General features: G+C 37.8%; 14 protein-coding genes. 6 read left to right on the top strand and 8 right to left on the bottom strand.

Translation table 11 applies throughout. From position 1 onward, the window contains the following. Positions 1–9: 9 nt before the first annotated feature. Complete coding sequence (locus tag H131_RS17740; RefSeq protein ID WP_010860514.1) at positions 10–1,278, bottom strand: MFS transporter; 1,269 nt, start codon at positions 1,276–1,278, stop codon at positions 10–12. Positions 1,279–1,573: 295 nt separating this feature from the next. Here H131_RS17740 and H131_RS17735 point away from each other — a divergent pair, with 295 nt between their 5' ends. Further along, positions 1,574–2,155, top strand: coding sequence for a TetR/AcrR family transcriptional regulator (locus tag H131_RS17735; protein WP_010860513.1), 582 nt, complete (start codon positions 1,574–1,576; stop codon positions 2,153–2,155). Between the two features lie 73 nt (positions 2,156–2,228). Here H131_RS17735 and H131_RS17730 read toward each other — a convergent pair whose 3' ends face one another. From H131_RS17730 to H131_RS17720, 3 genes are all read right to left on the bottom strand, one after another. Next, positions 2,229–2,708 (bottom strand): GNAT family N-acetyltransferase, encoded by a 480-nt coding sequence (locus H131_RS17730; protein ID WP_010860512.1) that lies wholly within the window; start codon positions 2,706–2,708, stop codon positions 2,229–2,231. 171 nt (positions 2,709–2,879) lie between these two features. Next, the gene (locus tag H131_RS17725; protein WP_010860511.1) at positions 2,880–4,223 is read right to left on the bottom strand and encodes an MATE family efflux transporter; all 1,344 of its coding nucleotides are present in this window, start codon (positions 4,221–4,223) and stop codon (positions 2,880–2,882) included. Beyond that, entirely contained in the window at positions 4,210–4,677 is a 468-nt protein-coding gene (locus H131_RS17720) for a GNAT family N-acetyltransferase (RefSeq protein ID WP_010860510.1), read from the bottom strand. The genes H131_RS17725 and H131_RS17720 overlap by 14 nt, the downstream gene beginning before the upstream one ends. 84 nt (positions 4,678–4,761) lie before the next feature. Here H131_RS17720 and H131_RS17715 point away from each other — a divergent pair, with 84 nt between their 5' ends. Beyond that, the gene (locus tag H131_RS17715; protein ID WP_010860509.1) at positions 4,762–5,601 is read left to right on the top strand and encodes a MerR family transcriptional regulator; all 840 of its coding nucleotides are present in this window, start codon (positions 4,762–4,764) and stop codon (positions 5,599–5,601) included. Between the two features lie 95 nt (positions 5,602–5,696). On the opposite strand, the gene H131_RS26165 is transcribed toward H131_RS17715, so the two are convergent. Continuing rightward, complete coding sequence (locus tag H131_RS26165) at positions 5,697–5,924, bottom strand: hypothetical protein (RefSeq protein WP_010860508.1); 228 nt, start codon at positions 5,922–5,924, stop codon at positions 5,697–5,699. A gap of 135 nt (positions 5,925–6,059) precedes the next feature. On the opposite strand from H131_RS26165, the gene H131_RS17705 reads away from it, so the two are divergent. From H131_RS17705 to H131_RS17690, 4 genes are all read left to right on the top strand, one after another. After that, complete coding sequence (locus H131_RS17705) at positions 6,060–6,662, top strand: TetR/AcrR family transcriptional regulator (RefSeq protein WP_010860507.1); 603 nt, start codon at positions 6,060–6,062, stop codon at positions 6,660–6,662. 142 nt (positions 6,663–6,804) lie between these two features. After that, on the top strand, positions 6,805–7,461 hold the full coding sequence (locus H131_RS17700; protein ID WP_010860506.1) for a DJ-1/PfpI family protein: 657 nt from the start codon (positions 6,805–6,807) through the stop codon (positions 7,459–7,461). A gap of 441 nt (positions 7,462–7,902) precedes the next feature. After that, a complete protein-coding gene (locus tag H131_RS17695; RefSeq protein WP_230491868.1) occupies positions 7,903–9,183 on the top strand; it encodes an SMI1/KNR4 family protein in 1,281 nt (426 codons plus the stop codon). Between the two features lie 43 nt (positions 9,184–9,226). Next, a complete protein-coding gene (locus H131_RS17690) occupies positions 9,227–10,402 on the top strand; it encodes a DUF4272 domain-containing protein (protein ID WP_010860504.1) in 1,176 nt (391 codons plus the stop codon). A 176-nt stretch (positions 10,403–10,578) separates the two neighbouring features. Here H131_RS17690 and H131_RS17685 read toward each other — a convergent pair whose 3' ends face one another. From H131_RS17685 to H131_RS17675, 3 genes are all read right to left on the bottom strand, one after another. Continuing rightward, positions 10,579–12,018 (bottom strand): erythromycin esterase family protein, encoded by a 1,440-nt coding sequence (locus tag H131_RS17685; RefSeq protein WP_036131653.1) that lies wholly within the window; start codon positions 12,016–12,018, stop codon positions 10,579–10,581. 205 nt (positions 12,019–12,223) lie between these two features. Continuing rightward, on the bottom strand, positions 12,224–12,577 hold the full coding sequence (locus H131_RS17680) for a hypothetical protein (protein WP_010860502.1): 354 nt from the start codon (positions 12,575–12,577) through the stop codon (positions 12,224–12,226). Between the two features lie 21 nt (positions 12,578–12,598). After that, positions 12,599–13,294 carry a DUF2225 domain-containing protein gene (locus tag H131_RS17675; protein WP_010860501.1) on the bottom strand — a complete coding sequence of 232 codons (696 nt, stop codon included), beginning with the start codon at positions 13,292–13,294 and terminating at the stop codon, positions 12,599–12,601. Between the last annotated feature and the right edge of the window lie 332 nt (positions 13,295–13,626).

The raw sequence follows: 13,626 nt of genomic DNA, 5'->3' as shown, positions 1-13,626 counted from the left end.
GACACAGGCTTATTTTATTGCGAGAGCAGTAGCACGACGTGTCATTGCCCAAAATAGAAGAGCTAAAGCACTAACAAAGGCACCGAGTAAGCATACGCCTTGCCAGCCAAAGTGTGCATACATTTGGGTCGAAGTAATTGAACCGCTGGCACTACCGATAGAATAGAACACCATGTACCCAGCGGTAAGACGACTACGCGCTTCCGTACGCAATGGAAGGATCATCGTTTGATTAGTGACATGTACCGCTTGCACTGCCAAGTCAAGCAGAACAATACCTATAACTAATGCCAATAGCGAATGCTCTGTAAAGCTAATGAACAACCATGAAATCAACAATAGCAACAAAGCAATGCCTGTCGTTCTCTGCCCGTAACCTCGATCGGCTAGCCTTCCTGCACGTGCAGCAGCTAAAGCTCCCGCTACTCCTGCAAGACCAAACGCTCCAATTGCACTGTGCGAAAGAGATATTGGAGGCGTGCTAAGGGGCAGTACAAGTGAAGTCCACAATATGTTGAAATCAGCAAATATCAGCAGGGCCAAAACAGAGCGGATGCGTAACACACGTTCTTGGATAAACAACGTAAAGACAGATTTAAGTAATTGAGAATACGAAAGTGATTTTACCTCGCGTTCAACATTAGGTAACACCCTAAAAAACATACATACTATAAAAAGCAGCAGCACAGCAGAAACTAGATATACGGAACGCCAACCCGCAAGATCTGTTAATATCCCCGCAATAGATCGTGCAAGCAGTATGCCGATTACTATTCCGCTAGTTACAGTGCCCACGACACGTCCTCTTTCTGCAGGGGCAGCCATAGTTGCTGCGAATGCCACAAGAGTCTGAGTAACAACCGCAAGGAGTCCCACCGAAGCCATACCTGCGAAAAGTATAGAAGCGGTAGATGAAGTTCCAACTATGACCAAAACAATAATGGATAATAACATCTGACTGATGATCAAACGGCGCTGATTCAGTAAATCACCAAGTGGTACCAGTAGCAGTAATCCAAGACCATAAAAAATCTGCGTAATGGTTATAACAATACCAATGATGGAATGGTCAATACCAAACTCACTTGAAAGCTGATCGAGTAGCGGCTGTGCGAAGTAGATATTCGCGACTGACATACCACATGCAACAGCAAACAATATTGTCTCATAGCGAGACATAGCAGAACCATGATCTGAATTAGTTGTGAAAAATGTCCCTGTTGGCGAATGTGTTTTTATCTCGGTATTGCCTGTTACTTGTTCTTTAACCTCCTTCATTTTGTAAACACCTCTCTCTAAATTTAAAAACAAAGCGAAATATCGTACTGATTGGTATGATATTGTGCCAAGTAAATATAACGTATAGATATTATTTCTGTCAATTGAATTTTAGGGAAAGTATTCAATGCCTCTATAACAGTAATACTCTGTTGGTTTGAAGAAATGCATAATTGACAACACCAATAATTAAATATAAAATTATATTATACTGTTTGGTACGTAAATGTATTTGGCTATATGTACTTAAAGCGATTGAATGAGAGATAATAAAAAGTAATGCGAGGTACTGATGATGGGACGAAACCGCGAATTTGACGAAGAAAAGGCATTAGATGCAGCTATGCAACTATTTTGGGAGAAGGGATATGAGGCAACTTCATTAAGTGATTTAACCTCCAGAATGGGCATTCAACGCCCTAGTGTATACTCAGCCTTTGGAGGCAAAAAAGAATTGTTTGAAGCAGCGTTACGTAAATACACGATGGCTCGTGCATCTGAAATTCGAATGAAACTCCAAAACAATCCATCTGCCAAACAAGCATTCCGTACTTTTTTTGAAGATTTGGTTGCCGAGGAATACACAGAGGGTTTCAGCCGAGGATGTTTTTCCATCAATACAATGGTCGAACTTGCGCCTCATGATGAGAAGTTCGAAATTCTTACAAGAGAACATCAAATGTACTTATCAGTCATATTTCAAGAGACCATCGAACGAGGTATACAATCGGGGGAATTTGACAAAGACATTAATGCGAAGGCATTATCTCAGGCATTACTCGTATCATTGATTGGTCTAACGGTAATAATGAAATCTCGTCCTGAGCGATCATTTGTTGATAATTCTGTGGAAGTAATGCTTGCATTGCTAAAGTAAATAACAGGAATCTGCTCGATTTCTACAAGTAAGTTGCAGGCGTCTCGCAGATTCTTTTCTATGAGAATTCGGTTTATTTAATGAGCAGGCTCATTAGAATTTGCTCACCAATAGGTCCTGTTTTTCGTATTCCGGTATCAATAAACCCAACTTTCTTATATAAATGTTGAGCAGGAATATTCTTCTTATTTACAACTAGAACGACCTCATTATAATTAGGGAAAGAATCTTTAATAAAATGTGGTAAAGCAAGCATGCCTTTCTTAGCAAATCCCCTACCTTGATGTTTGTGATCTACAGTTAATGCTGTTAAAAGTAGCGCGTTTGGATTGCCTGAGTAGTCTTTCACTCTATCTGAAGTATGCAAAAGAAAGAATCCCACTGCTAGTTCATCATGAGCGATGACGATACGATATTGCCGATCTGTTTTTTTTATAATTTCTTTTGGGAGTGCAGAAAATTGAATTTGTTCTTGTGGTAGAGCAAAGTTCTCTAAATCATGTAGAAATTTTGCATCAAAGTGTTCTAATTTAACCGAACTACTAGTATTCATTGACATCCCGCCTTTTAAATATTTTGAATTTTCATTATAGCACAAATGAGAACGTTTGTGCTATTTTGTGAGTTTCAGCAAGCTCATCTATCAGGCAATATCTGCTGAAATAAAGTTATCCCTCTTTCAAAGAAATCAATGAAAGGGGGATAACGTGTAATCGTTTCTTTCTTATGAATTAAAAATAGAAGTAATTACTTTTGGTTTTTTCTTCATATACAAGAAAATAAGTATGGCGGTAATACCTTCAGCGACAGGGAAAGTCCACCAAATTGCCTGTGCACCAAGGTATTTTGGCAATAATATGAGGGCAGGTATAAATAATATAATACTGCGAAGTAACATAATAGTTGTTGCGAGACGAATTTTTTCAATGGATTGGAAGAATTCTGCAAACACCATATTTATGCCAAGAAATACATACCCAATCGCAAAATGAGCAAAGCCTTGTGCAGCCATACTGCGAATGTCCATCGTACTGTCACCGAATAAAGCCATTAGCTGTGAAGGGAACAACGTGGCAATGATTGTCGTGCTTAAACCGAAAATAAGAGCGGTCCCAATCCCTATTTTCAAAAGTACGGTTAATCTCTTTATTAATCTAGCACCATGATGATAGCTGACTAGAGGCTGTAGCGCCATTCCGATGCCGAGGAATACGGTTAAAAGTACCGTATGAATATAGTTGACCATTGCATAGGCAGTAACGCCATTTGCTCCTAAATAGTGTAGAAATGTTACATTGTACAAAATAATCATGACAGCCATTGAAGCTTCCACTATAAAGCTCGGTAGGCCAATGGCAAATATTTTCTTTAAATCTGACCAATTAAAAAACTTTGATACGAATTTTAGCTCAGATTCATTCCGGAAGAAATGTAGGCATAGTACAGACATCCCTAAAATTGTGGAAATCGCAGTCGCTAATGCACAGCCGGTTACACCGTAATTTAATACGAAAATAAAAACATAGTTTAAAAGTATATTCAAAATTGATGTCGTAATTAAACCCATCATGGCAAGCTTTGGATTGCCATCATTTCGAATAAAAATACTTAATAAATTTTCAATCGTATAAAAGACGCCAAATAACAAAATAACATGCAAGTACTCTTGTACATAAGGATAGGTAACATCGCTTGCGCCAAATATATAGGCAATATCCTTTAAGTTTAATAAAAGTAAGGTAATTAATGTGACAACTACAGCCAACATCGCTATTAAAGATAATGTAAAAAGCTGATGTGCACGCTTTTTGTTGCCTTCACCCATTGATATGGAGTACATTGTGGCACCACCCATACCAATCCACAGCGAAATCGATAGAAGAATGGAGAAAATGGGTACGGCTATATTTACGCCTGCCAGTGCTGTAGGTCCAACACCATGACTGACAAAAATACCATCAACTAAAATATTGATTGACATCAGCAACATGCCAACCATTGCTGGAAATAAATACGATAAAAACAATGGCTTCAGTGGTCTAGTTTCAATAGAATTAATTGCTGTCAAGATTGTGTACCTCCTTTACCATCACCTTTTCTCCATGCTCATCGAGTTCACCATTGAAAATGAACCCAAATTTTTTATATAGCTGAATGGCTACTTTATTATTGTCATAGACACTTAAAAATAATTCCTGGCATTGATAATTCCCTACCAAAAAATGAATAAGCTGCTGTAAAAAATACCTCCCCAAACCTTTATGTTGAAAGCGTTCATCGATAAAATATCGATCCAGCCATACACGTTGCGCTTTATCCTCGTGTGGGAAAATCCCATACATAGCAAATCCAACCGCAATGTCGTCCTTATACAGTCCAACAGGTATGAAACGTCGATCGTTTTCAGCTTCCGTTAAGCATTGCATTGTCGTTTCAATAAAGTCTTGCTGATGATCAGCGATGCGCAATGCTAAAATTTCTTCTTTGTTTAAAGTAGTGATGTCACGAATTTCCGTGAACATAATGTCAAAACCTTTCTTTTTTTATTGTGGTTAGCTACAATTTAAGGTATATAGTAACTATATAGTCAAGGGAGGAAACTTAAAATGCTTAATCAAAATGTAAAGTTTTTTACAACAGGGGAGTTTGCTAAGCTTTGTAAAGTTAATAAGCAAACACTGATTTACTACGATCAAATAGGGTTATTATCACCAATCATGAAAGATAGTAAGGACTATCGTTTTTATTCCATTGCACAATATGATTTTTTTAGTGTGATCGAATTATTGAAGGCGGTTGGTATGTCGCTAAAGGAAATTCAGGAATATATGGCAGATAAATCACCCGAAAATTTCTTAGAATTAATGCATCAGCAAAAGGAGATTGTTGCGAAAAAGCGCCAAGAGCTTGCAATGATTGAAAATATTATTGATGTAAAAATTGATTCAACAGTGGAAGCACTACATCTTGATCTTAATAGTATTACAATCGAACATTTCCCTGAGGATACATTGTATTTAAGTAAAAATATTGAGGATTCCACAGAAGAACAGTTTGTTAAGGCAGTTTCTGATTTTATAGATGAGTTAGACCGTTCGCAATTGGATACTGGTTATCCAATCGGCGGTATTACAAAAAGAGAGCAAGTATTAGCCGGTAACTATGATAATTATTGTTACCTATATATGGAACAGCCCCATCCGCGTGAGGGTCATCCATACTTTAAAGCGATTGAAGGAGATTTTATTATTGGTTACCATGTAGGGCCATCTACTACACTAGGTGAAACATACCAACGATTATTTAACGTCATGCATGACAAGGACTACGAGCTAGGACAGTACGTTTATGAGGAATATATTTACGACGCAGTAATTAAAAATCGTGAGGAAGAGTATGTGACAAAAATTATGATGGAACTTGTAAAAAGACAAAAAGCGGAGTAAGGGATGCCTGTAGGAACTATCGTTAAAGATAAATCATTTTTTTGACTCCCTAACAAGATTGTTGACAAGTGCTTAAGCTCATCAACAACCTTTTTTTAATGTTTGGCTAAGTTAATTTCAGGATAGTTTTTCTGAATTTCTTCTAATAGATGTTCATTTGTGCCCTTCAAATTTTTATCAAAAAAGCCTGTTGCAATATAAGGAAAACCCTGTGTGCTAGATAATTGTTCAGTTAACGCGTCGATGTTCTCAAAGTAAGGAGATGGATGGCCGGTCCCTTTTTCGGCAGGATAATAAGCCTGTACCAACAACTCACGATTCATTTGACTACAAATTCTTTGCGCTTTACCATGGAGGAGACTATATGGTAAAAGCGCTAGAAAAAGATCGTTACTAATTTAAAGTTTTTGCATTATTAGCTATAATAGTTGTTACATTACATGGGGAGGAGAATATAAATGAATAAGGTAGATGAAACACGCGATCTTATTATTCAAACTTCCTTAGCTTTATTTAATAAAAAGGGTTATAGTCAAACTTCTATACAAGATATTATGACTGCCACTGGACTTCCTAAAGGTGCTATATATAGAAGGTTTGAAAACAAGAATGATATTGCAATTGCTTCATTTGAATATGCGGGCAGTATTATTTGGCAGTATTATTTTGAAGCCACGAAATTTATAGTTACTGCGACCGATAAATTAATAGCGATGTTTCATATCTACCAAGATGCTGTTAATAACCCACCAATCGAAGGAGGTTGCCCACTACTTAATACGGCTATCGAATCAGATTTTGGATTTCCGGAGCTTCATGAGAAAGCCTCAGAAGCCTACAATCGAACTGTGTTTTTTATACAAGGCATAATTGATGAGGGAATTCATACTAAGGAATTTCGGCAAGAGATGGATTCGTATTCTTTAGCATCCTTTTTGTTTTCGACTATAGAGGGTGCAGTGATGGCAAGCCGATTATCTTTAAATAATGAACATATGCACCATAGTGTGGACCAAGTAAAAATACTATTACAGCATTATACAGAAAAGAACCATAGTTAATATTCATGGTTCTTTTTTTGTATAGAAATATGTGGGGTTATACTATATAATGCTATTTAAGGACCGAACCGTCCGGTCCGATTTGTATAAGAGGTGAATCTTTCATTCTTTATAAATAATGAAGTTAAAAGGAGAGGTTAATATGAAGGTCGTAATTATGCTTTACGATGGAATCACAGCGTTAGATGCAATTGGTCCGTATGAAGTATTCGCAACAGTAGAGGGCATGCAAGTAGAGTTTGTCGCTAAAAATAAAGGTTTAATAAAATTAGATTCTAAAATGGGATACTTACATGCAGATTTAAGTTTTTCTGAAGTACCATCAGCCGATATTCTGGTCGTTCCTGGTTGTCGTCCACCTAATTTTAAAGGGCCAATGAATGACGAAGAAACATTGCAGTGGATTCAGCAAATTCATGAAACGACTAAGTGGACGACTTCCGTGTGTAATGGTTCTCTAATTTTGAGTGCCGCAGGTTTGCTAAAAGGAGCGAAGGCAACCAGTCATTGGGGCTCCTTCGACATTCTAAGCTCTCTTGGTACCATGCCAACTGAAGAAAGGGTAGTTCGCCAAGGCAAAATCGTTACGGCAGCTGGTGTCTCTTCTGGTATCGACATGGCTCTTCAGCTAGTAGCGTGGGAATGTGGAGAAGATATTAGTAAATCAGTCCAATTGTTATTAGAATACGATCCTATGCCTCCGTTTGATGTGGGTTCGCCAAAGAAAGCACCGGCTCCTATGGTAGGGCAATTAAAAATGATGCTTGAAGAACTTGCGAAACAAGAGCCACATTTATAGCGCATAAAATAGGAATGAGGGGGACGATTTGACTATCGTCTCCTTTATTTATTGATTGCAACGGTCAAGCATAAGGTGCCCTCCTAGTGATACATTTGGTGCTTTTCTGAACCAATAATCATCAACTGTCTTTTTTTGTTTAATGTAAGTAATGAATGGGACGATTGCATGCATCGGACATGTGGTCTGACTATTTAATTTTGAATGTCATACAAATAAAATGTAAATCATATATAAAGGTGTAATTTTAGAATTGCAAAATAAAAGGAGTTTCACCTAATAAGTCAAAGTGTTTCTGACGATAAAAAAGCGAAGTATATTTAATAAACATGTTGGAACAGTCTTTGATTAGAGAAGAGGGTGGCACGGTATTTGCACTACTGAAACTGCGTAGCAGACGGTTTATTTGATGGAATATTTTTCTTGAGGACGGAGGGGAAAGTGTTGCAAACTTGGGTAGAGCGATGGGAAACGCTGCTAAAACAGCTTGAACAGCAGGGTGCAGTGGTGCATCCGCTTGAGATACAGCCAGCAGCTAACGAGGAAGAGCTGATAAAGGTCGAAGAAAGAATTGGTGTTCGAATTCCATCTGAGTTCCGGAACTTGCTACTAACGGGGGCTCGACAGGTGGGAGTGTATTGGTCGCTGCCAAATGAGGCGTTGGTTCCTAGTAATCTTGAAGATATGCCCTCTGGTGATTTTGGATGGAGCTTGGAAGGACTTGATTTTCCTTATTTCGGCAGCGATGATGATTTTTCAGATGAACATCATTATTTACAGTTCTATACTGCTGGCAACGGGGACGCGCTGCTTATTAGGATTGAAGACGGGTCTGTTTTGTATTGGGGGCATGAGGATGGTGAGTTCGACTTACTTGCACCAAGCTTCAATGCCTATATAGAGAGAGTTACAGCTCTTGGGTGCATAGGTGCAGATTGCGGTCAGCATCGTCAGTTTTGCGGAGAGGACGGTTTGGATTTGAGTCGTTCTAGCTCGCAAATATGGACGGATTGGCTTGAACAATATTTGACGCTAACTTTGGAGCAAGCAATGATTAACTTGGAATCGTTTCTTATTTATGTATCGATGCACGGAGCGGAGGACTCAAAAGTTCAGGAGGTATTTGCAAATTTTGATTCAACTAAGGTGTATCATGCGGTTCAATCTAATATAGTAGATTCATCGAAATCAATTCATATGCAAGCATGGAGTGAAGTGTTGGTACAGGTATGTGCAGCAGAAGCGGCAGATTGGGTAAGGTCGCTATGGGATAGCCAGACGGCTGTAGTTGGTGCGATTCGTGATTATTTAACAGCTCATTGCCTGCCAGCAGATGAAGGGCTACTGCTCGTTATTCAGGATATAGAGGAAAATCCGGTAAATTCATACATAGCTTTACGTCGACTATGCCATTTTCATAATCCCGAGATTATATCCTGGATGAGGCCGTATGTAACTTTCCCTATTGACGGTTGGGAAGAACTTCTAGTTGAATCACAGCCAAGCGCGGAGGCATTATTTGCATGGCTAAATGGAAGTGAGGCAGAGCGACAAACAGCGATACGCGCAGTCTGTCAAATGATGCACCGGCAAATTTCTCCTACAACACGAGTGGATAAGGAAAAATGGCGACAATTACTTACTGCGTGGAAAGAAAATGAGCTATTACGCAAAAATAAACAACTATTTGACCAAGCTCTCAATGCATTGAATAGTTGGTAAATTTCGGGTAATGAAATCTTTTGTGTGCTAAGGAGAGATGATATTGAGGCATTTCACTATATTTGCGTCCAAGAATGACATTGATGATATTGAATTTAATATTTCAACTGTTTTTGCTAAAGGTTTTGAAATGAAGAGAGAGGACAATGTATATTTTATCAAAACTAAATCGTTGTTTAAAAAAACTATATTTACGATAAGGGTCATTTCTGAAGATACGGATCCAAGTTACTTCGATAAAAATATACCTGGAATGATGGGATATTATAATGACATTCCTTTTGAGGATGAGAACCTCAAGGGATTGGTATTAACACAAATATCCGTTTTAAATACGGTGGTTGCCATCGAAATGGACAAAGATATGAATGAGGAACAGATGCAGCGATTTACGAGGCTGCTATCGAAAATGGGAGGAATTGGCTTTTTACCAGATGGTACTTTATTAGATCAAGAAGGGATTGTTATTGTGTATCCAAATGGGGAATCTGGGTCTGCTAATTTCAGACCACATGGTTGTACAAAAAAGGTAATGGGGCATGAGGTACCATCTGATGAGGGGGAACTAAGAAAGAACAAGACAGAGGCTTATTTAAATGAAAATGGGATATCCTTTAATCATTCCTTACCTCAGCTCGCGCCTATAGAGCAATGTCAGTTTAAAACGCATGAAGATATAGCCAGGAGAGCTGTCGCTTTGTTAATTGTCATTCAATACGCTTGTGATGTAGCGCAAGGTGACAACATCCAAGAATCCAAAGATTTTTTCGTTAATATGCTGCAAAGGTATGACGTGAGAGAATTCTTAACTGATAATGAAAGCAATTTTCTACAGGCTGAAGAACCAAGTAGGCAAGAGGCGGTCAATATTTCTTGGCAATATGAAGCATACTGGGTACTTGTTTGGGCCCTAGGTCTTGTAGATACGCTGGAATTTCCTGATGATGTATGCGACTGTGCTTATGCAATTAAAGTTGTTTCTAACCACGAAACATTTGAACAGTTCTACCTCAATACTACGATGCGTAGCACAGAAGAAATACTGGATGAGGCCGATAAAATTTATAGACTGCACTGGGCATGCGTAGATAGTCGAATAAAAGGGCAAGAATGTCCTGCCGGCATGAACGAAAGCATTGTCACAGAAAGACGCAGGGGATTATTCTGGATGGTGGGTCATCGTAATGAAGGCTGGGATAATATTTCGATGGATACCTAGAAGATGATAACGAAAAGCAGGCCAAGGATCTTTTCCTTAGCCTGCTTTTTTCAATAGATAGATGGAGAGACGGATAAAATGGTCGAACTGACGGATAAAAAAGTGAAAGTGACGGATAAGATGGTCAAAGTGACGGATAAAATAGCAAAGCGAACCGATACAATGCTCAAATTCTTCTACTTTATATAATTCGGCATACTTACCTTGTCAATCAGAAGAAGTCCATCATATTGATCGCGTGGAACAAGACTTTCCTGCATAATTCCCCAACTATATGCTAAACGTGGTTCAAACATCCACGAATTTCCTCGTTCATTTTGACGATTGCGTAAGTCTATGAAGGTGTAAGGTTTATTTGTCGATGAAAGAATATCTTCGACCGATCCTTTTGCTAGGGGCAAGACTTTCATAGGTTCACGCATATTGTTTGCCGTTTCTCCTCCAGCCATATATAGACCAAGTACATAGCTATATTTTTTATAGATATCTGGTAGAAGTTCCCCCATTAATTTTACCGGATAAGGAGAACCCATAACTTCAGATTGGACTTTACGAATATGGTCATTATGAGCCCAAACAATAAATTTCTCTGTCGGGTAAATTTCTGTTGATAACCAAAGCAAGTTTTCTAGCATGGCTTGATCTCGCCATTCCATCGTTTTAAAAAATGACTCAGGGTTATTTTGCTCGATTTCAATATTTGATTGAATCGTTAATTCCACATATTCGTTTGCTAAACGAATACGATCAGTTAAAGTTCTTTCCATAAGTTTTACAATATGTGGTTCATTCGGATAAGCTAACTTTAATTCTGCTTCCTTGGGCTTCACCTGTGATTTTACCTGCGTATATACATCGATGATACTTGGCTTTGCTTTTTTATAACCTTGTAAATCCTTGCTAGCGCTCCATTCCGCTAACTGCTCTTCTACGTCACTGAACTGTTTAGCTAGTTCACTATTTTTTAACCAGTCACCGTTTGTAAATGCACCTTGTTGCTGAATATCAAATCCTGCCAAAACGAGTGGCTTATCTGTTTGTTGAGTTTTCTTAGCATAGTCAAACAACGGTAGTGTTTCCTTTGTCCACCAAACGCCAAAAATAGCATCCTTCATCGTTTGTTGTGCGGCTTGCTTGTCAATTTGTCCTTGGGCATTCATTACATTGCCCATACCACTTTCAAATGCAAGAACGTTGTAACCCATTTCTTGATGTAAAAATTGGATGATACGCGTTTTGGCAAGGTTAAATTCAGCCACTCCATGGGAGCTTTCACCTAAAAAGACAATGCGTTTATCATGTAATAATGGCTTTAACATATCTAAATCATCAAAGTGATTAGATGGAATCTGCTGTTTTTCTAGTTTTTCTGGTTGAATGGACGTTAAACTATAGGCATGGTCGTTCACCCAACTTTTCCATTCTTGTAGTGTTTCATTTGATGTGCGAGCTTGTTTAACATCTAAATGATTATTTTCCACTGCCGTTTGCTCTGTAATAGCAGGGACAGCCGCTGAGGCATTGGTTACATTGGCGAAGCTTAGTAAACTAGTAAAGGCTACACTTAATGAAAGCAACACCATTTGTTTATTTCTTTTTTGCTTATATGGCTTCATCAAAATTCATCGGCCCCTTTCTCTTGTTGAATCCAATTATAATGAGTAAAGTTTAAAATTCTGGTTTGACTTGTTTAAATTTAGTTTAAATTCCGGATTCTTCTTAGTGTCGATTTATATGTAAGATGACGGAGCGGACAAAAAAACACCTTGAGATGCGTACATGAAAAATCTATACACATTTCGGAAGGTGTGTTCTGTTGTCTTATTTGTAGTGGTATGCGCTTGCTCGCGGAGTATTGCGCTGCATTTGATTAAACCATGCTTGATCTTTTTTCTCTTGATTTAACGTACTAACGATGGATGATGAACAGCTAACACAGATTTTTGCTTGTGTAATTTTCCCGCAACGTTCGCAAGGTGCGCCGAGGTTGGGGAAGATTGTCTTTTTTAATTTTCCTGCTTTAACCCATTTATAAAGTAAGTCGCATGACACGCCTGTTAATTCAACAACTTCATCGTTCGTTAAAGTGCGATGATTTTTTCTTAGTAAAAAATGATGTAATTCTGAAAAAATATCTTCTTCTCTCGCATCAATTTTTTTGCCAAACAGCTGCATTCTGTTCCCTCCTCGATTACATCAATTGATGATTTCCCCTATATTTTCATTTACGTGGATTGTTTGTTCATCATATTTATAATTTTCCCAACGATTACGAGCAAATTTTCTATATTTGTTGGATATACTGCGGTCTGAAATTAAGCGAGAGAATCCTTTTTTTGCTTCAGCCATATCACCAATTCGTAGGCTTAGTTCTGCATGTAAGAATTGAATACGTTCCTCACCCTCTTGGTTGGAAGCAAAAGATTTACTGTAAAAATCTCTAGCGGCAAAGAGATAGTGTATTTCAGATTCATGTTCATTTTTTAATCGGTAAAGCCAAGCTATTTTTAACGCGAAATTTGCCATTAAAAGAGGCTCTTCCATCGATGCCCTCGATACGAGGTATGCTAATTTATAGCTTACAATTGCGTCATCTATAGATCGTTCCTGACAAATATTCATCGGTTTTTGCAGCTCTTTAATGTACAATTCATCGATTAACAGCATGAAAGGCCCATAAGTTCTTGTCATGGACTTATGGTAGGCATATCCACAATGTGGACAAACGGCTACTTCATAAAACAATGGATTCAAGCCTTCATAAATTGGCATGAAGTCTGTTTGTTCCTCAACTATTTTATAGCGATTTGGACGTACCTTATAGGTAGTAAAATGTTTTTTGCAAAATTTACACTCTACATTACTTTCATAGTAGTAAATGTTAAAAGCCATATGATTCAACTCCTTTGCAGCAAATTCATTATTATTTCTTTTGTTCTATTTATAGAATGTATATGCTCGTTCAATATATTTAATTAACTAACTCTTATTTTAACAATTCTATGTTTATTGGTATACTCCTTTAGAATTATTAAAATAATATTCGTTCATATTTATGTTGTTTTTATGTACGTTAAGTTTTTTCTGAAGTGTACTTGTAATAGCATTTATCGATGTATTTGACATAAAGTTAAATTGTTTATGATAGTTTGTGAAACCGAACGTGATCATTTATTTGGAAAGCATATTTTTGTGCTTTGGAGCTAAATATTTTTGAGTTCAAC

The sequence above is a fragment of the Lysinibacillus sphaericus OT4b.31 genome (assembly GCF_000392615.1).
Lineage (GTDB): Bacteria > Bacillota > Bacilli > Bacillales_A > Planococcaceae > Lysinibacillus > Lysinibacillus sphaericus_B.
This window is presented reverse-complemented; position numbering and strand designations above follow the sequence as displayed.